A 25,394-nucleotide genomic window follows, 5' to 3' on the forward strand; every position below is an offset into this window, starting at 1 on the left:
GTTCAATATCCCTTATTCAGATTTGGGTGCATGGGCACAGTCAGGACTCGGCGTGGCTTGTCCTTCCCATTCCGACGGAACAAAAGCGTGGATTGCCAGTGCATGAATACGGCTTGGACTCAGTAAATCACCTGCAGCAGCATAAATTTTTTGATGACGTTGCACTAAACGTAAACCCTGAAAAATATCACTGACCACAATCACTTTAAAATGCGATTCTTTACCGGGAAAATAACCGCCATGACCTGACGATTCATTTACCACTTCTAAATGTGTCGGAGATAAATCCTGAAGGCGTTGAATCAGTTGTTGTTCTAAAGTCATAATCATATTCCCAAATTACTTAAGCGCTGGGTTGATTATAGCCTGTTCCGCTTCAATCTTTACCCTAAACCCGCTAAATCATTCAACAGTTTTAATGAGTGATCATTCTGATTTAGATTATTTTTGCTTACAAAATCATCAAAAGCCTGGAAAATGGTTTTATTTTATGCAATTGATACAAGTTTTTTCACAAAGTTATTGACCCTGTTTTTGCATACTGTATTATACACGGCATGCGGGAATAGCTCAGTTGGTAGAGCATAACCTTGCCAAGGTTGGGGTCGGGAGTTCGAGTCTCCTTTCCCGCTCAAATTTTTAAGTGTAAGTTTTTTATAAAACTGCTCAATTTGCGGAAATAGCTCAGTTGGTAGAGCATAACCTTGCCAAGGTTGGGGTCGAGAGTTCGAGTCTCTTTTTCCGCTCCAAATTCAAAAAGCCCTTATCAGAAGATAGGGGCTTTTTTATATTGATTTTTAAGTATATTTTATATATTTCATTCAATATATCTCAGGTAGCTTTATTATTTCTCATCGCAATATAATTTAGCTTTGTGACCCAATCGTGCCCAACTTTTATAAATGATCTTAAATTACATTAAATTTTCTTAAACTATTTACAAAATATCCAGTCATGTCATTTCGCTTTCTTAAAGTCTATTTTAAGCAAAAAATTGTGACCATGGCCATTTTTTTATGACCAAATAACTATCCAACACCATGATTATTAATAATTTTATCAAAAAAAATAAATCTCCGACTTGAATATCTAAATGCTCACAAATACGATCAAGTGTATTTAAGTCGATTCGGGTCAACTCTCCATTATAAAGTTTATGCAAAGTCGTTTTATTAATTCCAGTACCACAAATTAAATCAGTAACCCGCATTTTTCTTTCTGCCAATAAAATTGGTAATTTGCAAATAACCAATAAAAATTCTACCAATCCAATGAATTCTTGCAAAAATACAATTATGACATCTACCTACCTTGCCGCCCAACAACTGGCTGAAAAAATTCAGTATGACGCCCGTACTATTTGCAACCAACTTAAAGACAGTATCTTTAATGAAGGTGTTCACTACATCCGTCCTTTTGGTGGTTAATGTGTGCTGATAAAAACGTAGGCTTGAACTTGGTAAACAACCATATTCATGAGGAGTTTATATGAGCAAAAAACAAAAGATTTATAACGATCAATTCAAAGCTGAAGTCATTAAATTGATTAAACAGAAAGATGACAATGTCAGTGCTACCGCACGTAAACTTGGCATCTCAATGCAGACACTTTCAAATTGGTTCAACAAGGCAAAAACCGGAAGGCTAGCAGGGACAAAACAAGATAATCCAAATCTTATTGCCCCTATTAGAAGAAAACAAAAAAATGAAGAATCTGCTTAAAATTGCTGAAATGGAGCGAGAATTCTTAAAAAAAGCGGCAGCGTACTTCGCCAAAGAAAGTCAGTGAAGTACGCACTAATGAAAAAGTATAAATCTTCTTTCCCGATTAGTTTCTTGGTTCGTCAATTGAGTGTTTCTGTTTCAGGTTTCTATGATTGGTTGCGTAACGGATTGAGCCGTCGAGCTATACAATTTAATCAAAAATCAATCCTCGTTAAATTAGTGCAGCTAGAAACTCAAGAAATTTATGGGCAATTTACTTGGCGCTATTTTACTGATTTTCTCCGCAGCCATCTTGTCTTTACAGACACAAAAAACCCGGCAGGTGTCGGGCTTTTTTCATTAAATTTAGGAAGCGAGCAAATTGCGCAAGACATAGTGCAAGATACCACCGGCCTTAAAGTATTCCACCTCATTCAAGGTATCAATGCGGCACAACACTCGAAAATGGCTACACGTACCATCGCTATCTTGCACATCAACTTGCAGCATTTGATGCGGATGAATATCGTCCGACAAGCCTAAAATTGACAGTGTTTCATGTCCGGTTAGGTTCAATATCTGCCGGTTCTGACCCTCTACAAACTGTAAAGGTAACACCCCCATGCCAACCAGATTGGAACGGTGAATCCGCTCAAAACTTTCAGCAATCACCGCTTTCACTCCCAATAGGTTGGTGCCTTTGGCCGCCCAGTCACGTGAAGAACCGGTGCCATATTCTTTCCCGGCAATAATCACTAGCGGGGTTTGTTCTGCCTGATAGCGCATTGCCGCATCATAAATCGAGAGTTTTTCTGCACTTGGAATATGCAGGGTATTGCCACCTTCCTCCCCACCTAGCATTTCATTTTTGATGCGGATATTGGCAAAGGTGCCTCGCATCATCACCTCATGGTTGCCACGGCGGGAGCCATAAGAGTTAAAGTCTTTTGCATCAACCCCCTGTTGCTGCAAATATCGTCCGGCAGGACTATCTTTTTTGATATTGCCTGCAGGGGAAATATGGTCCGTCGTGACTGAATCGCCCAATACAGCCAAAATCCGTGCCTGTTTGATCTGCTGAACTGGTCGCACCGGCTGATCAATTTCTGCAAAGAAGGGTGGATGTCGGATATAGGTCGATTGTTCATCCCAAGCATAGGTTTGACTTTGTGGAATCTGGATCGCTTTCCACTTGGCATCGCCTTCAAACACTTCCGCATATTCTTTATGGAACATCTCGGTATTCACGTTCTGCAGTGCGGCATCGATTTCCACCTGTGTCGGCCAGATATCTTTTAAATAAACCGCTTGGCCATCAAAGCCCTCACCTATCGGCTCAGTAGTGAGATCAGTTCGAATATTCCCGACCAAACCATAGGCAACAACCAAGGGTGGAGACGCTAGCCAGTTGGTTTTCACCAATGGATGCACCCGTCCTTCAAAGTTACGGTTTCCGGAGAGCACTGAGGCTACATTCAAATCGAAACATTGCACAGCTTCTTCAATCGCTTCAGGCAAAGGTCCCGAATTACCAATACAGGTGGTACAGCCATAACCAACCAGGTTATAACCCAGCCGATTCAAATAAGGCATCAACCCTGCTGCATTGAGATAATCGGTGACTACCTTGGAACCTGGAGCCAGTGAACTTTTCACCCAAGGTTTCCGCTGCAAACCTTTTTCGAGTGCTTTTTGGGCTAATAGTCCTGCTGCCAACATGACACTGGGATTCGAGGTATTGGTACAGGAGGTAATGGCTGAAATCACCACATCGCCATGCTGCAACGGATATTTTTTATCATCAATGACACAAAAAGCACTTTCATGGGGCAGATTGGCTTGTTTCGCTTCAACAGCCATGCCTCCCCCCCCTTCATTTTCCAGACGCTCTTTTTCCTCTTTGACCGGTTTCAACGTCAGTTCCATGAAGGCATCAAAGGTTTTTGGTACTTGCGACAATAGCACACGATCCTGCGGACGTTTCGGACCCGCCAGACTGGCTTCTACCGTTGACATATCTAAAGCCAGAGTGTCTGTAAAGACTGGTTCATCCCCCGGATTGCGCCACAATCCTTGCAACTTGCTATAGGCCTCTACCAAGGCAATTCTTTCGGGCTGACGTCCAGTTAAACGTAAATAGGAAAGAGTCACCTCATCAATCGGGAAAAAGCCACAGGTAGCGCCATACTCGGGTGCCATATTGGCAATAGTGGCACGGTCAGCCAATGGTAAATCGGCCAGACCATCGCCATAAAATTCGACAAATTTTCCAACTACACCTTTTTGACGCAGCATCTGGGTAATGGTCAGCACCAGATCAGTTGCTGTAATACCTTCTTTGAGTTTACCGATGAGCTTAAAGCCGATCACTTCCGGAATCAGCATGGAGATCGGTTGGCCCAGCATGGCCGCTTCCGCTTCGATGCCGCCCACCCCCCAACCTAACACGCCTAAGCCATTGATCATGGTGGTATGTGAATCGGTACCGACCAAGGTATCAGGAAAGGCAAAACGCTGCCCATCGACCTCATTGCTCCAGACTACTTGTGCCAGATGTTCCAGATTGACCTGATGGCAAATCCCGGTTCCTGGCGGTACCACGCGAAACTGATTAAATGCCGCCTGTCCCCAACGCAAAAACTGGTAGCGCTCGCCATTGCGTTGCATCTCAATTGCGACATTCTGCTCAAAAGCTTGCGGGCTGGCAAAGTAATCGACCATTACCGAGTGATCGATGACTAAATCCACCGGTGACAGCGGATTAATTTTTTCCGGATCACCGCCGGCTTTGGCCACCGCTGCACGCATCGCGGCAAGATCAACCACTGCGGGAACACCGGTAAAATCCTGCATTAGCACCCGTGCCGGACGATACTGGATTTCCTGTTCTGAGGTTCGGTTATTTAGCCACTCTGCCAAGGCATGAATATGCTCGGTTTTCACCGTGAGCTGATCTTCAAAACGCAGTAAATTTTCCAGCAAGACTTTTAAAGATTTTGGCAGCCGGGACAGGTCGCCCAACTGCACTTGCAATTTGGACAGGTTGAAAATCTGATAGTGTTCTGAACCGACGGTTAATGTTTCTAAGGTATTAAAACTATTGATATCACTATACTTAGCCATCTAGTTTCCCTCCGGCTTGAGATGTTATTTTTATGATCACAGTTAACCACTTCTTTACTTACTGTATGCCAACTGCGCGGCGGGTTTGTTATTATTTATTATTGGATTGCGCTAGGCAGTTAAAATGCAGGGCTGCTAGATTGTAAAGTCTAATTAGATTTCTTTAATCTAATAGGATCTAATCAGCTAATAAAGCACTTCATTACCAATCTACCTTATCAACCGGTACATTTCATTTAGCCGCCTTTACTGTGGCTGAGTTTAAATCATCCAGAACTTTAAACTACAGTAACTTTTCTTCGCGTTGCACACTTTTGTACCAATAATATTCGCGAAAAAGTAATTGCATTCAAGCAAGCAGTCTTCAATGTGGTTTTAATAATCGAGATGATCATTGTAAAAAGCTTTTTATTTCTGATGTCCCAAAATGGGCAATGGAAACTCGCCCCTGCCTACGCTATTACTTTCTGCGAAGGCCCAAATGGATATTATGGGTGAGGCGCTGGATATTACTCAACAAGCCATGGTCAAACTAGGTTCTCAGGAAGCAGATCTTTCTGTTAAAGAAGTCGATGAAATTATTAGCTCGATTTGTGAGGTTGCAAGCCGATTCAATAAAATCACTCAAGAAAGATTACCTGAGCAGATTCGATCAGAAACCCTCCCGATGATCCAAAGCCGGATTGAAAATAAATTGGCTTTTTAACTAAAAAATAAATACCGATCATTCATCAATATTTTGATTACTTCTACTGGCGAAATTCAGTACTCAAAACTAATTTTTTATCAATCAGTAAAAATTAAAAATATTAAAAAATATATGTTGGCAATTATTGTTGAATATAAACAACTTTAAAAGTGACCAACTTCTTCTTACCCCACCCTACCTTAAATGACAACCCAAAATCTTAGAACTATAAATATATGTTTTATATAATTAAATTAATATAATTTTAATATATTTAATGTAATTTATGTTGGTGACTCTTGCCAAGACTGGGGGGCGATTGTTCGAGTCTCTTTTTCCGCTCCAAATTCAAAAAAGCTCTTATCGAAAGATAGGGCTTTTTTTTATGCCGTAACAGTTTAAAATGCAATCCATCATTCCCATTTTGCATAAGCTTTTCGTCATTTACGCATTTCAATCGCTTAAAGATTAGGCATAATCTTACCCTTTTAAAATACCCCCTCTTTTCAAGCATTCCACGACTGTGTATAACAATGGACAGTTTAGGGAAATCAATAAGCATAGGCAAATGACGTCAAAACACGTTAGACTATGCAGCAATCAATGCAAGCAAAATGTCATTTGAGACAAAAAGAAGGTGAAGATTGATGCCGCTCAATACCGTTGAAGAGCTCGTAGCAGATATCCGTGCAGGAAAAATGGTCATCCTGATGGATGATGAAGATCGTGAAAATGAAGGTGATTTAGTTATTGCGGCGACACACGTACGTCCGGAAGACATCAACTTTATGATCACCCATGCACGTGGTTTAGTCTGCCTGACTTTAAGTAAGGAGCGTTGCCAACAGTTAAATCTACCTCTTATGGTCGATGCTAACGGCGCACAACACGGTACCAATTTCACACTTTCAATTGAAGCCACAAATGGCATTACTACAGGTATTTCCCCTGCAGAACGCGCACATACAATTCAAACTGCGGTTGCGGCACACGCAAAACCGGCGGATATCGTACAACCCGGTCATATTTTTCCATTGATGGCTCAACCAGGTGGGGTATTGCACCGTGCCGGTCATACTGAAGCCGGTTGTGACTTGTCTCGTTTAGCAGGTCTTGAACCCGCTTCTGTAATTTGTGAAATTATTAATGAAGATGGCACAATGGCACGCCGTCCAGACCTTGAAGTTTTCGCAGAAAAACATGGTTTGAAAATTGGTACGATTGCTGACCTAATTCACTATCGTATGACCAATGAGCAAACAGTTGAACGTATTGATCAACAAACGCTAGATACCGAATACGGTACCTTTGAATTGTTCCGTTACCGTGAACTGGGTAATCCAGATATTCATTTGGCTTTGGTCAAAGGTCAGCCCAAAGAAGGCGTCACCACTGTGCGTGTCCATGGCTTCAATCCGGCACGTGACTTACTTAAACTGAATAAACGAGACGGCGAACCCGCTTGGAATTTAGATAAAGCGTTGAAAACGATTGCCGATAGTGATCGCGGGATCTTGGTCTGGATTGGTCAACGCCACCTACAAGATTTAGGCCCTGCACTGGACAGCTTAACTGCACCGAAACCAACAAAATCCAATGCTGCCCTTTCACAGCAATATCAAACCATTGGGGTTGGCGCACAAATTTTACGTGATTTGGGCGTTGAAAAAATGAAGCTGCTTAGCTCTCCATTACGTTTCAATGCGCTCTCAGGCTTTAACTTAGAAGTGGTGGAATACGTCACCGCACAACAAACATCTTAAGAAATAAACGAGGTTGCTATGGCAGTTCGCCGTATTGAAGGTATGTTACATCTCGCGAGCGAAGGCCGTTACGCGATTTTAGTCGGTCGCTTTAATAGCTTTGTGGTTGAACATTTACTAGAAGGTGCAATTGATACATTGAAACGTCATGGTGTATCAGAGGATAATATCACTGTTGTTCACGCACCTGGCGCTTGGGAACTTCCTGTCGTTGCAAAAAAACTTGCCGCTTCAGATCGTTTTGATGCGATCATTGCACTTGGCGCCGTGATTCGTGGTAGCACGCCTCACTTTGACTTTGTGGCGGGTGAATGTGCCAAAGGTTTAGGCGTTGTTGGCCTCGACACTGGCTTGCCAGTCATCAACGGTGTATTGACTACGGATAGTATTGAACAAGCGATTGAACGCTCTGGAACAAAAGCAGGTAATAAAGGTGGTGAAGCTGCCCTTACTGCAATTGAAATGGTTAACTTGTTAAAGGCTATTTAACGCTATGTCGCAAACACTTCAAGCAACTTATGCAGCAAAACGTAAAGCACGCCGCTTTGCTGTACAAGGAATTTATGAATGGCAGATGAGCCACAATCCAGTACATGAAATTGAAGCACGTACGCGTGTGGAAAATGCCATGCATAAAGTGGATCTGAGCTATTATCATGAATTGTTGACTCAAGTGGTTGCCAATCATGAAGCATTGGATGCGCTCTTAATCCCAGTACTGGATCGCGAACTTTCAGCACTTGATGGTGTTGAACTTGCGACTTTACGTCTAGGCGCGTATGAACTGAAAGACCATCTTGAAGTTCCTTATCGCGTCGTTTTAGATGAATCAATTGAGCTTGCTAAACACTTTGGCGGTGCAGACAGCCATAAATACATCAATGGTGTATTGGACCGTTTAGCCACCAGCTTACGTGCAGCAGAAAAGCAACAAGCCAACTAATTTTTAAGTAGACTTGTTGCATGGCTGAGTTTTCGATTATTGACACCTATTTCAATCGTCAGACTGTTACATCTACCGATGTCAATTCTGTCGATTTAGGTATTGGTGATGACTCAGCCTTGCTTACTCCCCCACCCAACCAACAACTGGTCATCTGTGCCGACACCTTGGTTGCGGGTCGACATTTTCCTTTAAATACCGCTGCACATGCCATCGGCTGGAAATCTGTTGCTGTCAATTTATCTGATATTGCTGCAATGGCTGCCAAACCACATAGCATTCTTCTTGCATTGAGCTTACCCCAAATTGATCATGATTGGCTGAAAGGCTTCAGTCAGGGTTTATATGAGTGTTGCGATCAATTTGGGGTCCGTTTAATTGGTGGTGACACCACTCAAAGTCCTCATTTGACCATTTCTGTCACGGCCTTGGGCTGGATCGAAACAGGCAAAGCCGTACCACGTTCCGGTGCTCAAGTGGGTGACTATGTTTGCGTAAGCGGAACAGTTGGCGATGCAGCGTACGCCTTGCAACATTTGGGACACCCTCTACAACAACGTCTCGATTATCCAACGCCACGTTGTCAGCTCGGTCAACAGTTAAAAGGCTTGGCATCAAGCATGATTGATGTATCTGATGGCTTGGCCCAGGACTTAGGGCACATCCTTAAAGCATCACATGTCGGTGCAACTTTGGATTTAGACCAACTACCGGTTAATGCCGCTTTAAAAAAACTACAACAAGAAAAGCAATGGCAATACGCACTCGCGGGTGGCGATGACTATGAATTATGCTTTACAATAAGCCGGCAAAATTATGAAAAAATTTTGCAACAACAATTAGATGTCAACATTACCAAGATTGGACAAATCACCCAACAAAAAGGCTTAACTTTTGTGCAGAATGGCGTAGATCATTCGCTGCAATTTTATGGATACCAACACTTTGCATAAACCCAGCATCAACTTTAAAGACATGTCATGGTCAAACCGCTGCATCGTGTTTTGTGGTGTGGGATTCGGCTCTGGACTTGCCCCTAAAGCACCCGGAACATTCGGTTCCGCTTTTGCATTGCTGTTTATTCCTGCATGGTTAAGTCTGGGTTTTTTAAATAGCCTTTTTGCCATTGTCATCATGTCCTTAATTGGCATATATATCTGTGGTCAAACTGCCAAAGTCATGGGTGTTCATGATGATGGTCGTATTGTCTGGGATGAGTTTGCCGGGCAGTCCATTACCTTTCTACCCCTCATTTTTTTAGGGCACATGAGCTGGTTATGGGTACTGGTTGGATTTGCCTTATTTCGTTTGTTTGATGTATGGAAACCTTGGCCTATTCGCGTAATCGATCGTCAAATCGGTGGCGGCTTTGGCATTATGTTTGACGATATTATCGCCGGCATTTGGGCTGCACTATGCATTTACATTTATCTATCGTTCCTGATGGCTTAAGCTAAAAATTGTAGGATTACACATGTCTACTAGCGTTATTATTCTTGCTGCAGGTAAAGGGACACGTATGCGTTCTAGTTTACCGAAAGTATTACAACCTCTTGCAGGGCGTCCTTTACTGGGTCATGTGATTGAAACTGCAAAAAAACTCAATGCGGCAAATATTATTACCATTTATGGTCATGGTGGCGATAAAGTACAACAAGCCTTCGCGCAAGAACAAGTTCAATGGGTGGAACAAGCAGAACAGCTCGGAACAGGTCATGCCGTAAAAGTAACACTTCCCGTACTTCCAGTTGAAGGCGTATCCCTTATTCTTTCGGGGGACGTACCTTGCGTCACTCAAAATACCTTACAACGCCTCCTTGATGCTTCAGCCCAAACCGGTATTGGTATTGTGACTTTAACTGTTGATGATGCAACAGGCTATGGTCGTATTGTGCGTGAAAATGGGCAAATTCAAGCCATTGTCGAACATAAAGACGCCAGCGATGAACAACGTAAAATTAAAGAATTTAATACTGGTATCTACTGTGTCAGTAATGCCAAATTGCATCAATGGTTACCCAAGCTTTCCAATGAAAATGCGCAAGGTGAGTATTACCTGACTGACATTATTGCTATGGCGATTACAGACGGCTTAGAAGTGGCTTCTGTTGAACCGGAACTTGCTTTTGAAGTTGAAGGGGTCAATGACCGTGTGCAACTGGCAGCATTGGAACGTGAATTCCAAAGTTATCAGGCAAAAAAATTAATGCAGCAAGGCGTGCATTTGATCGACCCTGCTCGTTTTGACTTACGTGGTAACTTAAGCGTGGGTCAGGATGTTCGTATCGACATCAATGTGATCATTGAAGGTGATTGTGAATTTGGTGATCATGTAGAAATTGGTGCAGGTTGTGTCATCAAAAATACCGTAATTGCATCAGGCACCAAAGTTCAACCGTATAGCATCTTTGATCATGCTGTAGTGGGTAGTGATACCCAAATTGGGCCATTTGCACGCTTGCGTCCCGGTGCAAAATTGGCAAATGAAGTGCATATTGGTAACTTCGTTGAAGTGAAAAATTCAAGCATTGGTTTTGGCTCTAAAGCCAATCACTTCACTTATTTAGGTGATGCTGAAGTGGGTGCAGGTTCAAATATTGGTGCGGGCACCATTACCTGTAACTATGATGGTGCAAATAAATATAAAACTATTATTGGCGATGCTGCTTTTATTGGTTCAAATAGCTCACTGGTTGCTCCTATAAGTATTGGAAATGGGGCAACGATTGGCGCAGGCTCTGTCATTACTCGTGATGTTGCCGAGAATAGTCTGGCTTTTGAACGCTCAAAACAACTGATTAAAGAAAACTATCAACGCCCCCAAAAACTGAAAAAATAAGAGGATTTAAATATGTGCGGAATTGTCGGTGGCGTTGCTGAACGTAATATTAGCAATATTTTAATTGAAGGCTTAAAACGTCTTGAGTACCGTGGTTATGATTCAGCCGGTGTTGCGCTGATTAATGGCGGCCATGTACTGCGTGAACGTCGTGTCGGTAAAGTAGTGAATTTAGAACAAGCGGTAAATGAAGCTGAGATTCAAGGTTCACTCGGTATTGCACACACCCGTTGGGCAACCCATGGCAAACCGACTGAAAATAATGCTCATCCGCATATTTCAGGTACTGTTGCCGTGGTTCATAACGGAATCATCGAGAACTATCAGGAACTTAAAGATGATCTTGAAGCTTTAGGTTATGTGTTTACTTCACAGACAGATACCGAAGTGGTTGCACATTTAGTCAATGATGCCTTGAAATCGACTTCTAGTCTTTTGACTGCAGTACAACAAGTGGTTCCGCAACTTAAAGGAGCCTACGCACTCGGAATCGTACATACCGATTACCCGGATGAACTGATTACCGTTCGTGAAGGCTCACCTTTAGTGATTGGTGTCGGGATTGGCGAAAATTTTATCAGTTCGGATCAACTGGCTTTACTTCCAATTACCAACCGCTTTATTTACCTTGAAGAAGGTGATATTGCGCGTTTAACCCGTACCAGTATTGAAGTATTTGTAAATGACCAATTGGTTGAACGTCCTGTTAAAGAACTGGATGCAACTGTAAGTAATGCTTCTAAAGGTGAATACAAACACTACATGCTCAAAGAAATTTACGAGCAACCAGAAGCGATTCAGCAAACCATTTCCCAAGCCTTGAACGGAAATATTTTACGTGAAGATTTCTTAAAAGATGCGGTAGTTGATTTTGAAAAAATTCAACAAGTGCAAATTATTGCCTGTGGTACCAGCTACCATGCCGGCATGATTGCAAAATACTGGTTTGAACAACTGATTGACCTGCCTTGCCAGGTTGAAATTGCCAGCGAATTCCGCTATCGCACCCCAGTCATTGTAAATAACACACTCTATGTGTGTATTTCTCAATCAGGTGAAACGGCGGATACTTTGGCTGCACTTCGTGATACACAAAAACGGGCTGCTGCAAAAAATTTAAAAATTGCAACTTTGACCATTTGCAATGTGGCAACCTCTTCAATGGTGCGTGAAACCAACCACAGTTTACTCACTTTAGCGGGACCAGAAATTGGGGTGGCATCGACCAAAGCTTTCACCACGCAACTTGCCGCACTCATGTTGTTGGTTTTAAAAATTGGGCAAGTAAAGCAAAGTATTACTGCTGAAAAAACCACTACGATCATTACTGATTTATGGCATGTACCGAAAGTAATTTTAGATACCCTGCAAAAAGATAAAGATATTTTGCGTTTATCTGAACTCTTTGTAGAAAAGCAACACTGCTTATTCTTGGGTCGTGGTACAGAGTTCCCGATTGCCCTTGAAGGTGCCTTGAAACTGAAAGAAATTTCTTATATCCATGCTGAGGGCTATGCTGCAGGTGAACTCAAACATGGTCCACTCGCACTGGTGGATAATGATATGCCTGTGGTGATTCTTGCCCCTCAAGACGATATGCTGGATAAACTCAAATCCAATATGGAAGAAGTTCAAGCCCGCGGTGGCGAGTTGTTTGTATTTGCCGATGAAAACAGTGGAATTAAAGGAAAAGATCGTCAACATGTAGTACATGTCCCAAGTATCAGTCCGATCCTTGCTCCAATTGTTTACAGTATCCCGGTACAACTCTTGTCTTATCATGTAGCAGTATTACGTGGTACCGATGTCGATCAGCCTCGAAATCTGGCAAAATCCGTTACAGTCGAATAAAAAATGAATAAAGGCTGGTTTGAACCAGCCTTTTTCTTATGCCTTAATGAGAAAAGTCATGACCAAACTCACTTGTTTTAAAGCCTATGATATTCGTGGAAAACTCGGCAGCGAATTGAACGAAGAAATTGCCTATAAAATTGGCCGTGCTTATGGTCAAATCTATCAACCAAAATCAGTCGTGGTTGGTTGTGATATCCGCCTAAGCAGTGAAGGTCTTAAACAGGCCACGATTCGCGGTTTAAATGATGCAGGCGTCAATGTTTTAGATTTAGGCATGACCGGTACAGAAGAGGTCTATTTCGGCGCCTTCCATCTTAATGTACAAGGTGGCATCGAAATTACCGCCAGCCATAATCCGATGGATTATAACGGCATGAAATTGGTGCGTGAAAATGCACGTCCTATCAGTGCTGACACTGGACTTAAACAGATTCAGGCTCTAGCTGAAACAGAAAACTTTATTGAAGCTTCAAAAAAAGGAAGTACGGAAAAATACAATATATTGCCTGAATTTATTGAACATCTTATGACTTACATTGATGTTTCAAAAATTCGTCCAATGAAATTGGTGATGAATGCTGGTAATGGTGCAGCAGGTCATGTTGTAGATGCCATTGAAGAAAAATTTAAGCACCTGAATGTACCGATTGAATTTATCAAAATCAACAACGAAGCTGATGGTACTTTTCCGAATGGTATTCCTAACCCGATTTTAATTGAAAATCGTCACAGTACCCAGAATGCTGTGATTCAGCATCAAGCCGATATGGGCATTGCCTGGGATGGTGACTTTGACCGCTGTTTCCTCTTCGATGAGGAAGGTCAATTCATTGAAGGTTATTACATTGTGGGTCTGCTTGCTCAAGCGTTCTTAATGAAACAATCGGGTGAGAAAATTGTTCATGATCCCCGTCTAATCTGGAATACATTAGCTGTTGTTGATGAGCATCAGGGTATTGCTGTGCAATCCAAATCTGGACATGCTTTTATTAAAGACGTGATGCGTGAACACAATGCAGTGTATGGCGGTGAAATGAGTGCGCATCATTATTTCCGTGATTTCGCGTATTGCGATAGCGGCATGATCCCTTGGTTATTGGCTGTTGTGCTGTTGTCTGAAACCAAACAGTCATTATCCAGTCTCGTCAAAGAGATGATTTCTAAATTTCCCTGTTCGGGTGAAATCAACTTTAAAGTTGCAGATACTCAAACAACGATTCAAAAACTTTTTGATCACTATGCCGATCAAAAGCCAGTAATAGACAAAACGGACGGCGTTAGTCTGGACTTTGGTACATGGCGCTTTAATGTTCGCGCTTCAAATACCGAACCACTATTGCGTTTAAATATCGAAAGTCGCCGTGATAAAAATCCAAGACTCATGCAAGACTATGTGGATGAATTAACTTTACTCATTCAAAGTTAATTTAATTGGAGTAATAAAAATGGGAGCCTATACGCTCCCATTTTTTTAGATTATTTAATTTTGATAACCATTTGGATTTTGTTTTTGCCAGTTCCAACTGTCCGCCAGCATATCTTCCAAGCCATATTGGGGTGTCCAACCCAGCTCTGACACTGCGCGGGTATTGTCTGCAAATGAGGTTGCTACATCCCCTTCACGGCGAGGTTCAATACTATATAAGACTGGAACATTATTGACCCGCTCAAACGTCTTCACCACTTCCAGCACCGAAGAACCCTGACCTGTGCCAATATTCCAGGCACGACAACCTTTCGTATTTAAACGATTATTCAAGGCACATAAATGTGCGTTGGCCAAATCGACTACATGGATATAATCACGCACTCCGGTGCCATCAACGGTATTGTAATCATTGCCATAAATGGCTAGCTTCTCGCGTCGACCTACTGCAACCTGAGTGACAAAAGGCATCAGGTTATTTGGAATGCCTTGTGGATCTTCACCAATCTGTCCGCTTTGATGTGCCCCGACCGGGTTAAAATAACGCAGTAAGGCAATCGACCAACGTTCATCGGCAGCGGAAAGTTTTTGTAACAGTTGCTCAACAATCAGTTTGGTGTAACCATAATTATTACTCGGCATCCCTGTCGGCATATTCTCGTTAAGTGGAGATATATTCGCTTCGTCATAAACAGTTGCAGAGGAACTAAAAACCAAATTAAAGACATCTGCACGTTGCATTGCTTGAACCAGGCTAATTGAACCTGCAATATTATTGTCAAAATAGGTTAATGGAATTTGCTGACTTTCACCCACAGCCTTTAAACCGGCAAAATGAATCACCGCATCAATAGTATGTTGCTGAAATACTTGATCCAGCATGTGTACATCACGAATATCGCCTTCCACGAAGGTCAAGGTTTTAGCGGTCAGCTGTTGCACACGGTTAAGAGACTCTTCTGAACTATTGGAAAGATTATCCAGAACCACCACATCATGTCCTGAATTTAACAGTTCAATACAGGTATGCGAACCAATGTAACCTGCTCCGCCTGTCACCAAAATTTTAGCCATGTGTTTTTCCCAGTAATATTTGGATTAAGCCTTGAGTAGAGGTATCTAAACTCGAAATGTCTTCCACATCGCCATTTAAAATCGGTAAAAGCTGATTGGCAATTTCTTTGCCTTTTTCTACGCCCCACTGATCAAATGGATTGATATTCCACAGCACCGACTGTACAAACACTTTATGTTCATACATCGCGATTAGCATGCCCAGACTATAAGGATTCAATTCTTGCAACAAGATCGTGGTGCTCGGCTGATTGCCAGTATATTGTTGATACAGCGGCAAAGATTCTAGTTCGGCTTGATCTAAAGCTTGATTACCAAATGCCAATAAGCGTGACTGCGCCAAGCAATTCGATAATGCTAAATGATGCTGCTCAATCAAGGCCTCAGCATTTTCTGCATAGGTAAACTGATTGGAATTATAACGTTGCACCGGAGCAATAAAGTCACAACTTACTGCCTGTGTACCTTGATGTAACAATTGATAAAAGGCATGCTGGGCATTCGGCCCCACTTCACCCCAGACAATCGGGCAGGTATCTAATTGTACTTTTTCACCATTGCGCTGAATCGACTTACCATTCGATTCCATTTCCAGCTGCTGCAGGTAAGAGGCAAAGTATTTCAGGCGGCCATCATAAGGCAATACTGCATGGGTTTGAATATCAAGAAAGTTGTTGTTCCAAACGCCAAGCAAGCCCATCAGTACCGGAATATTCTGATTTAAAGGTGCTGTTTGGAAATGTTGATCAAGAGCATGCGCACCGGCAAGCAACTGCTTAAAACCCTCTACACCAATGGTTAAAGCGATTGGCAAGCCAATACAGGACCAGAGAGAATAACGACCACCGACCCAATCCCACAGTAGAAACTGATTTTCTTCGGCAATTCCCCATTCGGTCATTTTTTCAGGTTTGGTCGAAACACCGACAAAATGATGTTTCAGCATCTGACTATGTTGACCAAAGGCTTTTTCGAGCCATAAACGCGCGGTTTGTGCATTCGATAAGGTATCGATGGTGCCGAAAGACTTGGAAGAAATAATAAATAAAGTCGTTTCTGGACGCAGCTTGTGCAAGAGTTCGGACAACTGACTGCCATCAATCGTTGAAACAAAATGGACATCCAGTGATTTTACAGTCGCCTGCTTAAAATCAGATAAAGCTTGGGACACCATCAGGGGGCCCAAATCTGATCCACCGACCCCAATATTCACCACATCCTGAATCACTTCACCGGTTGCACCACGACATTGTCCGGCATGGATTTTTTCCACTAGGCTAAATATGCGTTGTAATTGATCATGCACCTGAGCTGAAAGTTGTGAATGTACTGGATCATTTTCAGGCAGGCGCAATGCCCAATGCATGGCTGCACGCTGTTCAGTGTAATTAATGTTCTGCTCGGAAAAAAGTTTCTTAATCCACTGCTCTAAGTTTTGGGTTTCAGCAAACTGAATCAAATGATCTAATACACTTTGATCAACACGATGCTTACTGAAATCAAGTACAAGCTGTTCAAATACGACTGAAAATTTTTGAAAACGCTGATCATCTTGTGCAAACAAGTCATTTAAATGCACATGCTCAAATTGTTTTTCTAAAGCATTCAGTTTAACTAAAATAGATTCATTATCTTTGACTATAAAAGGCTGAATTGGCTGAGTCATTAGCGTCCTACTCCCATATAAGCAAAGCCTTGTGCCTTTACATAAGCCGGATCAAAAATATTACGCCCATCTAAAATTAAGGGATGCTGCATGGTATGCAATAATTTTCTGTAGTCTGGACTCCAATATTGTTTCCAAGCCGTTAATAAACACAATGCATGTGCATTTTGCACCGCTTTATACTGATCATTACATAAGATCAGATCATCCCGCTGCCCATACAAGGCTTCTATTTCAGCCAATGCTTGTGGGTCATGCAGCTGAACCATCACACCTTGTGCCCATAAGGCTTCCAGCATAATATGGATTGGAGATTGCTGAATCCGTGAAGTATTTTCTTTAAACGATGCGCCCCAAATAGCAACAGTTTTGCCTTTTAGATCACCTTGGAAATAATTCCATAATTTTCTGAACAACAGCTCTTTTTGTTGCTGATTAATTTCCCACACTTGCGCCAAAAGCTGACTCTTTACCCCGCTCCCAGACACGGTATGAGATAAAGTCAAAATATCATGCGAGAAATTTTCGCCACCAAAACCGGAACCCGGACTTAAATACGACAGGCCAATGCGACTATCTGCCCCCATTCCCTGACGCACATGCTCAATATCGATGCCTAATTTTTCTGCGACAATGGCCAGATCATTAATATAGCTAATACGTGTGGCCAACATGCCGGAAATACTCAGCTTGGTAAATTCAGCATCCAAAATTGGCATAAATAAATAGTTTTGCTCTAGAGGAAATAAAGGACGCATTAATTCCTTAATTTTTAAGCGGGCAGCATCTTGGGTTAAACCGACAATCAGCTGTTTCGCTTGAGTCAAACTGACCAAAGCATTGCCTTCCTGTACGGTATCCGGCAAATAGACCCATTCATCTTGAGGCAGAATCTGCTGGAATTTCTCTGTGCTGTGGAGTCCCAAAGTAGAGGCATTGATCATTAACTTTGGATGAATAATCGCACGCTGTTGTAATTGCGCTAAAAGCTCTAATCCTGCCGGTTCTTCGGTCGGGCTAAAACTGAATAAATAAGCATCGACATCTAAGGGCAGATCAATAAATTCACAAAATTTTAAAAATCCGCTGCGGACTTGTTTTTCTAATAGATGATTAACTGATTCATCTTGAAAGTAATGGGCCTGCTGGCGCAAATCTGGACAGCTATCGCACCAATATACTTGATGTCCACATTCAGCCAATAAGGCGGCCATCACACCGGCATATAATGTTTTTCCGAATACTGAGACCTTCATAATCGTGTTCTTTTTTTAAAGTGAGAGTTCTTGGATAAGCAGTTTAAAATCTGTACCGAGTTGCGGATGCTCAACCCCATAATGCAACACCGCTTTGAGATAGCCGAGCTTGCTGCCACAATCAAAAGTCTGACCTTTCATACGATAAGCTTCAACCAATTCGGTTTTTTGCAACGCTGCGATCGCATCGGTCAACTGGATTTCATTACCGGCACCTTTCGGCGTATTTTCAAGCAGCTGCATAATTTTTGCAGGTAAAACATAGCGACCCACGACAGATAGATTGGACGGTGCCGTACCCACTGCCGGTTTTTCAACAATGCCCTGCATTACCATGCTTTCACCTTCATTCGGTGAATGTTTAACATCGACAATGCCATATTGATTAACCAAATGATCAGGCACTGCTTCCACCATAATTTGTGCAGCTTGTGACGCATTGAAACGTTGAATCATGAGACTTAGATCATTGACCGGATCATGATCTTTGACCAATACATCTGGCAATAAAACAGCAAAGGGTTCATTGCCAATCACGGATTTAGCACATAATACTGCATGCCCCAAGCCTAGTGGCTGTGGCTGACGTACACTCACCACACTAACATGCGGAGGTAAAATTTCAGTAATTTCTTTGAGCAAATCAAATTTTTTTTTATGCTCGAGTATTGTTTCCAGCTCGAAATTACGGTCAAAATAATTTTCAATTGAAGACTTGGACGAATGAGTGACCAGAATAATTTGTTCAATGCCGGCCGCTACTGCTTCACGTACTACATATTCGATCGCAGGACGATCAATCACTGTCACCATTTCTTTGGGAATGGATTTACTGGCAGGCAAGAAACGAGTACCTAGACCTGCAACCGGGAGAATGGCTTTTTTGATCATCATCATACCTAACTTTAATTTACTTTAATTTCTTTACCGCGATGATAGCCATCAACATAATGCTCTAACTGTGTTAATGCCCAATTTATATCGTCATCAATAGCGGTAAGTGTATTAATTTTTTCAAAAATTTCAATTAACTCATCTAAAGGATAATGTTTTTCAAAAGATCTTAAAATACGAGTATGTTGCGTAATTTCAGTATCTTCGTGATCAATGAGTAACTCTTCGTATAGTTTTTCACCTGGACGCAAACCGGAATACTGAATTTCAATATCACCATTTTGAGAACCTGTTTCACGCACTTTTAGACCACTCAAGGCAATCATCTGGCGGGCCAAGTCCTGAATACGAACCGGTTCTCCCATATCCAACAAAAATACATCACCGCCCTGCCCCAAAGCACCCGCCTGAATCACCAGCTGTGAAGCCTCCGGAATAGTCATAAAATATCGGGTTACATCCGGATGGGTCACCGTGATGGGGCCGCCTTTAGCAATTTGCTGCTTAAATAAAGGAACGACTGAACCGGATGAACCCAGAACATTACCAAAACGTACAATACTGACCTGAGTCTGATTTTGTGCCACCGCCATGGCTTGACAATACAATTCAGCCATACGTTTGGATGCCCCCATAACATTGGTGGGACGCACAGCTTTATCGGTTGAAATCAGGACAAAAGTTTCTACACCTTTCTTTACCGCCGCATTTAAGCTAAAGGCTGTACCAATTGAGTTATTTTTGAGTCCCGCAAGTGGATTACATTCTACTAAGGGAACATGCTTATAAGCCGCGGCATGATAAACAGTTTGTACTTGATATTGTTCAATGATTCTTTCTAATTTTGCCTGATCAAGCACCGTACCCAAAATAGGAATAATTTCAATTTCAGAGTGTAAATTTAATTCTTTATCAATACTGTACAGCGCAAATTCAGTCAGTTCATAAATCACTAATTTTTTAGGCTGATTTTTAATAATTTGACGGCAAAGTTCAGAACCAATTGATCCTCCCGCACCTGTCACCATGACCACTTTATTTTGAATATTTTTTGCTAAAAGTTCAGGAATAGGCGGTACCGGATCACGTCCTAATAAATCAATAATGTCAATTTCTTGAATATCTGAAATACGGATTTCACCATCGACCAGCTTGGTTAAGCCTGGAATTTCGGTAATTTTAAGATGTGCAGGTTCCAGAAATTTAACGATTTCATTTTTACGGATACGGCCCACTGAAGGCAGTGCGATAAGTATTTCATCTACCTGCTGTTTGGCAAATAAATTTAAAGCATGGGAAGGAGGATAAACCCGTAACCCTCCAATCATTTGACTTGATAAAGAAATATCATCATCAATGAAAAATACCGGAAAATGTTCATTAGAGCGATGGAGCGTAGCAGCAACCTGCTGCCCGGCATAACCTGCACCGTAAATAGCCACACGTTTACGTGGGATATCGGACTGCAGGTAAGACTTTACAAGGGCCCGAATTAAACCGCGACTCAGCCAGATCCAGGCAAACATCATAAAACCGAACATCATGGGAATAGATGTAGGAATAAATGCATGCGTAAAATATGCCATGCCATATAAACCAATGACTGTCAGCACTGTAGCCATTGCCAATTTGGCAATAAATGCTTCATTAAATGTGCGAACAATAAAGCGGTAAACACCGCAAATCCATAAAGCTAAAACTGCTAAAAAACTGACCCACAAAGTGCCAAAAGCCAGATTGGGAATAACTTCTGTACCGAGGTTAAATTGACGAATGGCATAACAGAGCCAGATAAGTATAGGAAAGATCACGAAATCCAAAACAATAAGAAAGCTTTGTTTTAAGTGTCTCGGTGCGGTAGCAAATGGAACAATCATTGATTTCACGGGGCAAAGGCTTCTTTTCAATTCTATTAGATAGTTAGCTTAGATAAGCTTCTTAGATAAGCTTTTGTTTATCCAGATTCCCAAGCATTTAATTAATTTTTTACATGATATGGAGAGTATATATTTTTACTCTCCATATCCATGTATAAAATGTTAAAGCTGATTAATGACTTGCTGAGTTACCGTTACCGTTTTATGCATACTTTCCTGACTTAAGGTCGGATGAACTAAAAACATTAAGCTGGTTTCACCTAATGTTTTAGCATTTACAAGTCTTTCAACTGGACGCCAAGGCGTACCATCAAAAGCATGTTCTAAATAAACTTCCGAACATGAACCACTAAAACACGGCACACCTAAAGCTGCAATTTCATTCATGATCCGGTCACGTGACCAACCTTCAGGTAAGGTTTCAATATTGACCTGTACATAACATTTATATGCTGCATGTACATAATCTGCAGATGGGCGATGTACGGTAAAATATGGACTGTTTTCAAATACAGCTAAAATCTTTTCCATATTTGCATTACGTTGCTGCGTCCACTCTGCCATTTTTTTCAGTTGAATTCGTCCAATGACTGCCTGCATTTCCATCATGCGCCAGTTGGTACCAAATGAGTCATGTAACCAGCGAAAGCCGGGTGGGTGCTGCTTGTTATAAATGCTGTCAAAGTTTTTACCATGGTCTTTATAGGACCACATTTTTTTCCAAAGTGATTCATCATTGGTGGTGACCATACCGCCTTCACCGCCTGTGCTCATGATCTTGTCCTGGCAAAATGACCAAGCAGCAATATGACCAATTGAACCTGCGGGCTTGCCTTTATATTGTGCACCATGCGCCTGAGCACAGTCTTCAATCACATAAAGTCCTTTTTCCTGCGCCAGTTGCATGATCGGATCCATATCACACATCCAACCCGCCAAATGCACGCAAATAATGGCTTTGGTATTGGGAGTAATGACCGCTTCAATGGTGCGACGCGAGATATTTTGTGAATCCAGTTCGACATCGGCAAAGATTGGATTTGCACCTGCTGTCACAATTGAACTGGCAGAAGCTAAAAAAGTACGGGAAGTGACAATTACATCATCCCCTGCCCCAATGCCTAAGGCTTTAAGTGCAACATCTAAAGCAACTGTACCGTTGGCAAGTGCTACTGCATATTGAGTTCCCGCAAACCGTGCAAATTCTTTTTCGAACTCACGGCATTCCTGTCCTGTCCAGTAATTGACTTTATTGGAAAGCAAGACTTGCGATACGGCATTGGCTTCTTCTTGACTAAAGCTTGGCCATGGTTCAAATGCAGTATTTAACATTACCTATTCCTAGATTTTAAAAGTTTAAAAATTATTTTTTCTCTAAAATTCGTGCAGGATTTCCGATAACGGTCACCCCTGCAGGTACACTTTTAGTGACCACTGCCCCCATACCCACAACCGCACCCTTACCAATCACTAAAGGTTTATCGGGGGTTCCTTGTTTAATCACGGCACCCGTACCAATATACGCATGGTCTTCAATATGAATATTACCGTTACATTTTACCCCGGGAGCGAAGGTGACATAGTCTCCAATCACACAGTCATGCTCTACATAACTATATAAATTGGCATGGAAACATTTACCAACTTTGATATTTGAAGTTAGCGTTACAAAGGGACTTAAAGCAGCACCTGAGGCAATTGCTATTTCATCCATCAGCACGACATTGTCGGCCTGAACCGACCACAGCGTCATCTGATCTTGCTGTAATTTATTGGCTAACTTTTCCCGAACCTGACTATTGGCAATCGCAATCAAAACCAACTTTTTCTCAGCCTTTAAGCTTTTAAACGCTGTATAACTTAATGCCGTGTGACCATTAATCTGAATTTCTTCGACCAGACTGTCATCAATAAAATAAATTGTGGCATCTATATTCTGACGTTGTAATTGTTGACGTGCGATCGGCATCAAGCTTCGGCCACATCCAGAAGCACCATAAATGGCATAGACTTCAGTCATGGATTTTATCCGTTTTTGTACCGGTAAATTTGGTCATGGTGGCTTCACCCTCGGCACTGATATCATCTTTTGCTAAAACTTTATGTACCGTTTTAAACATGATTTTAAAATCAAGCAGTGTCGACTGATTTTCAACATACCAGGTATCCAGCTTAAACTTTTCTTCCCAGCTAATCGCATTACGTCCATTGACCTGTGCATGACCGGTCATACCCGGACGCACATTATGACGTTTTGCCTGTTCTTGATTATATAAAGGTAAATATTCTGTCAATAATGGACGCGGGCCAACAATACTCATATCGCCTTTAATCACGTTCCACAGTTCAGGCATTTCATCCAAACTGGTTGAACGCAGCATTTTACCAAATGCTGTCAAACGCTCACTGTCCGGTAAAGGATTTCCTTGAGCATCCACCGCATCTTTCATGGTGCGGAATTTAATCATTTCAAACGGTTTGCCATGCAAACCGGGACGAACCTGGCGAAACAGGACAGGTGAACCCAAGTTTTTTTTCACCTTGTAAGCGACAAAAGCATATAAAGGTGACAATAAAATTAAAGCTGTAGTCGCAATTATAATATCGAGTAAACGTTTTAACATTTATAAACCTAAAATATTCAATAATCGTTGATTGACTTTTTCTGCATCAAATTTTTCTTGAGCGATTTTATAACTTTCACAGCCCATCTTTTCAATTTGTTCAGGGTATTCTATGAAATAAATCATTTTTTCAGCCAATGCCTCAGGACTCCACTTAGCTACAATAAATCCATTTACACCATGTTCAACGGTTTCACGGCAACCTGGTACATCTGTACTAATCACTGCGCGCCCGATCGCCATTGCTTCTTGTGTACTACGCGGCACACCTTCACGATAAGAGGGCAATACAAAGACATGACAATTGGCTATCCAGTCTTTCACGTTATCTACATGACCGGGATAATCAATAATATTTGAAGAAATTAATTCGTCTAATTCAGATTGTGTTAATGCACCCAAATTGTGAGGGTCGATTGCCCCTAAAACAGTAAATTGCGTTTCAGGATATTTTTCCTTTACTATTTTTGCTGCATTCAGAAAGTCGTGAATTCCTTTTTCCTTGAGTAGCCGACCAATAAATAGAAAATTAATGGGTTGCTGAATATTGATTATAGGGTGGTAAGGGTATTCTTTTAAATTTAAACCAATCCCTCCCAAAACTTCAACTTTTCGCACATTTATAGCGTATTGATCAATTAAGTCTTTAGGATCATCGGGGTTTAAAAAAATAAGTTTATCTAATTGAGGTAAGGCAAATTTATAGAGTAAAACTTGTACCTTTTTTATCAATTCTGTTTTTTTAGCTAAACCTTCGGGCTGCTCGGTAAATGTATAGCCTAACCCTTCTAACATACCTACAATTCTTGGAACTTTTGCTAACTTTGCTGCAATAGTTCCAAAAATAACAGGCTTGCTAAAATAGGAAAAAACTAAGTCTGGTTTAATTTCACGAATTTTTTTTGAAAGCTTATACGTGGCGACAATATCTGAGAGTGGGTTCAGTCCACCACGGTTTAACTCATAGGTCATCGGAATAGCACCCAAAGATTCAATTTTCTTTAGGTCTGATTCGGCATATTCAGAAGTGAAGGCATATACCGTATATTGCTTTTCTCGCATTGCACGAATTAAGTCTGCACGAAAGCCATAGAAACTTGAGGCGACAGTGCCAATGATGATTACTTTCATTTTAGTGCAAGCTCAATTGGGTTTTTAGACGTAGAATATAGAAAAAACAAATGTAAACTGCAAAGTAGTTGTACATTCTTAAGCGTACAGCAGTACCTAAATTGTCATTACCAATCAACCAAACACTCGCATATAAAACAAAAAATATAATTAAAAAACGTACAAAGTTATCAGCCAATTTGATATTTTTAATGACATAAACCAACATAAAAACAAAGGGAATTGTTTCAGTCAGAAATAAAATGAGAGCTAAAGGATTTGTAATATATAAACCAAATAATTGCCCTAATAAACTTAATATAAAATTTGGAATAAACATCACTGGATTAGAGAAATCTAGCCCTAATGTTGATCCCCCAGCACTTTCATCAAACCCAGTACGGTATTCTGTCAACTGTCCTAAAAAGCCGAGATAATTAGCAAAGAATAAGACTATTAAATATATAATACCAAACATTAAAATACGTTTTTTAGTAAATTTTACTTTCCATAAAAACAATGCTCCTAAAAAGGCATACCCTAAATAAGGACG

At 41.4% G+C, this 25,394-nt stretch carries 21 protein-coding genes, 2 tRNA genes and 3 pseudogenes; 13 read left to right on the plus strand and 13 right to left on the minus strand.

Annotated elements, in window-relative coordinates:
- Window positions 1–12: 12 nt before the first annotated feature.
- The gene (locus E0H89_RS13210) at window positions 13–324 is read right to left on the minus strand and encodes a BolA family protein (RefSeq protein ID WP_131217750.1); all 312 of its coding nucleotides are present in this window, start codon (window positions 322–324) and stop codon (window positions 13–15) included.
- Between the two features lie 235 nt (window positions 325–559).
- Here E0H89_RS13210 and E0H89_RS13215 point away from each other — a divergent pair.
- Window positions 560–632, plus strand: a tRNA-Gly gene (locus E0H89_RS13215).
- A 41-nt stretch (window positions 633–673) separates the two neighbouring features.
- Window positions 674–749: transfer RNA gene (locus E0H89_RS13220), tRNA-Gly, on the plus strand.
- 233 nt (window positions 750–982) lie between these two features.
- Here E0H89_RS13220 and E0H89_RS13225 read toward each other — a convergent pair.
- Window positions 983–1,252: a helix-turn-helix domain-containing protein gene (locus tag E0H89_RS13225; protein ID WP_250697876.1), complete on the minus strand. Its 270-nt coding sequence runs from the start codon at window positions 1,250–1,252 to the stop codon at window positions 983–985.
- A 43-nt stretch (window positions 1,253–1,295) separates the two neighbouring features.
- Between E0H89_RS13225 and E0H89_RS16865 the strand changes: the two genes are divergently transcribed.
- The gene (locus E0H89_RS16865; RefSeq protein ID WP_284702747.1) at window positions 1,296–1,427 is read left to right on the plus strand and encodes a hypothetical protein; all 132 of its coding nucleotides are present in this window, start codon (window positions 1,296–1,298) and stop codon (window positions 1,425–1,427) included.
- 61 nt (window positions 1,428–1,488) lie between these two features.
- A pseudogene (locus E0H89_RS16760) lies at window positions 1,489–1,974 on the plus strand (transposase); the annotation flags it as partial.
- Window positions 1,975–2,070: 96 nt separating this feature from the next.
- On the opposite strand, the gene acnA reads toward E0H89_RS16760, so the two are convergent.
- Entirely contained in the window at window positions 2,071–4,827 is a 2,757-nt protein-coding gene (gene acnA / locus E0H89_RS13235) for an aconitate hydratase AcnA (protein ID WP_131217752.1), read from the minus strand.
- Between the two features lie 236 nt (window positions 4,828–5,063).
- Between acnA and E0H89_RS16930 the strand changes: the two are divergent.
- From E0H89_RS16930 to E0H89_RS13285, 9 genes and pseudogenes are all read left to right on the plus strand, one after another.
- A pseudogene (locus E0H89_RS16930) lies at window positions 5,064–5,533 on the plus strand (HipA domain-containing protein); the annotation flags it as partial.
- 629 nt (window positions 5,534–6,162) lie between these two features.
- Window positions 6,163–7,278, plus strand: a complete 1,116-nt coding sequence (gene ribBA / locus E0H89_RS13250) for a bifunctional 3,4-dihydroxy-2-butanone-4-phosphate synthase/GTP cyclohydrolase II (protein ID WP_131217753.1) — start codon at window positions 6,163–6,165, stop codon at window positions 7,276–7,278.
- Between the two features lie 18 nt (window positions 7,279–7,296).
- Window positions 7,297–7,767, plus strand: coding sequence for a 6,7-dimethyl-8-ribityllumazine synthase (gene ribH / locus E0H89_RS13255; protein ID WP_004649641.1), 471 nt, complete (start codon window positions 7,297–7,299; stop codon window positions 7,765–7,767).
- A 4-nt stretch (window positions 7,768–7,771) separates the two neighbouring features.
- Complete coding sequence (nusB, locus tag E0H89_RS13260; protein WP_131217754.1) at window positions 7,772–8,221, plus strand: transcription antitermination factor NusB; 450 nt, start codon at window positions 7,772–7,774, stop codon at window positions 8,219–8,221.
- Window positions 8,222–8,241: 20 nt separating this feature from the next.
- A complete protein-coding gene (gene thiL, locus E0H89_RS13265) occupies window positions 8,242–9,174 on the plus strand; it encodes a thiamine-phosphate kinase (protein WP_131217755.1) in 933 nt (310 codons plus the stop codon).
- A complete protein-coding gene (locus E0H89_RS13270; RefSeq protein ID WP_131217756.1) occupies window positions 9,152–9,673 on the plus strand; it encodes a phosphatidylglycerophosphatase A family protein in 522 nt (173 codons plus the stop codon). Before thiL ends, E0H89_RS13270 begins: the two co-directional genes overlap by 23 nt.
- A 22-nt stretch (window positions 9,674–9,695) precedes the next feature.
- Entirely contained in the window at window positions 9,696–11,060 is a 1,365-nt protein-coding gene (glmU, locus tag E0H89_RS13275; protein WP_131217757.1) for a bifunctional UDP-N-acetylglucosamine diphosphorylase/glucosamine-1-phosphate N-acetyltransferase GlmU, read from the plus strand.
- A 12-nt stretch (window positions 11,061–11,072) separates the two neighbouring features.
- Window positions 11,073–12,911, plus strand: coding sequence for a glutamine--fructose-6-phosphate transaminase (isomerizing) (gene glmS, locus E0H89_RS13280; RefSeq protein WP_131217758.1), 1,839 nt, complete (start codon window positions 11,073–11,075; stop codon window positions 12,909–12,911).
- Window positions 12,912–12,969: 58 nt separating this feature from the next.
- A complete protein-coding gene (locus E0H89_RS13285) occupies window positions 12,970–14,340 on the plus strand; it encodes a phosphohexomutase domain-containing protein (protein ID WP_131217759.1) in 1,371 nt (456 codons plus the stop codon).
- A gap of 54 nt (window positions 14,341–14,394) precedes the next feature.
- Here the strand turns inward: E0H89_RS13285 and galE are convergent, their stop codons facing one another.
- The 10 genes and pseudogenes from galE to E0H89_RS13335 form a co-directional block, all read right to left on the minus strand.
- A complete protein-coding gene (gene galE, locus E0H89_RS13290) occupies window positions 14,395–15,414 on the minus strand; it encodes a UDP-glucose 4-epimerase GalE (RefSeq protein ID WP_131217760.1) in 1,020 nt (339 codons plus the stop codon).
- Entirely contained in the window at window positions 15,407–17,080 is a 1,674-nt protein-coding gene (gene pgi / locus E0H89_RS13295; RefSeq protein ID WP_131217761.1) for a glucose-6-phosphate isomerase, read from the minus strand. Before pgi ends, galE begins: the two co-directional genes overlap by 8 nt.
- Window positions 17,080–18,336, minus strand: coding sequence for a nucleotide sugar dehydrogenase (locus E0H89_RS13300; RefSeq protein WP_131217762.1), 1,257 nt, complete (start codon window positions 18,334–18,336; stop codon window positions 17,080–17,082). The genes pgi and E0H89_RS13300 overlap by 1 nt, the downstream gene beginning before the upstream one ends.
- A gap of 15 nt (window positions 18,337–18,351) precedes the next feature.
- Window positions 18,352–19,227, minus strand: a complete 876-nt coding sequence (gene galU / locus E0H89_RS13305) for a UTP--glucose-1-phosphate uridylyltransferase GalU (RefSeq protein WP_131217769.1) — start codon at window positions 19,225–19,227, stop codon at window positions 18,352–18,354.
- Window positions 19,228–19,241: 14 nt separating this feature from the next.
- A complete protein-coding gene (locus E0H89_RS13310) occupies window positions 19,242–21,107 on the minus strand; it encodes a polysaccharide biosynthesis protein (protein WP_502698412.1) in 1,866 nt (621 codons plus the stop codon).
- A 162-nt stretch (window positions 21,108–21,269) separates the two neighbouring features.
- Window positions 21,270–22,439: a DegT/DnrJ/EryC1/StrS family aminotransferase gene (locus tag E0H89_RS13315; RefSeq protein ID WP_131217764.1), complete on the minus strand. Its 1,170-nt coding sequence runs from the start codon at window positions 22,437–22,439 to the stop codon at window positions 21,270–21,272.
- Between the two features lie 31 nt (window positions 22,440–22,470).
- A complete protein-coding gene (locus E0H89_RS13320; RefSeq protein WP_131217765.1) occupies window positions 22,471–23,127 on the minus strand; it encodes a NeuD/PglB/VioB family sugar acetyltransferase in 657 nt (218 codons plus the stop codon).
- Window positions 23,120–23,731, minus strand: coding sequence for a sugar transferase (locus tag E0H89_RS13325; RefSeq protein ID WP_131217766.1), 612 nt, complete (start codon window positions 23,729–23,731; stop codon window positions 23,120–23,122). The genes E0H89_RS13320 and E0H89_RS13325 overlap by 8 nt, the downstream gene beginning before the upstream one ends.
- A complete protein-coding gene (locus E0H89_RS13330) occupies window positions 23,732–24,862 on the minus strand; it encodes a glycosyltransferase family 4 protein (RefSeq protein ID WP_131217767.1) in 1,131 nt (376 codons plus the stop codon).
- Between the two features lies 1 nt (window position 24,863).
- Window positions 24,864–25,394, minus strand: a pseudogene (locus E0H89_RS13335) (hypothetical protein); the annotation flags it as partial.

The organism is Acinetobacter sp. ANC 3781, from assembly GCF_004331285.1.
Lineage (GTDB): Bacteria > Pseudomonadota > Gammaproteobacteria > Pseudomonadales > Moraxellaceae > Acinetobacter.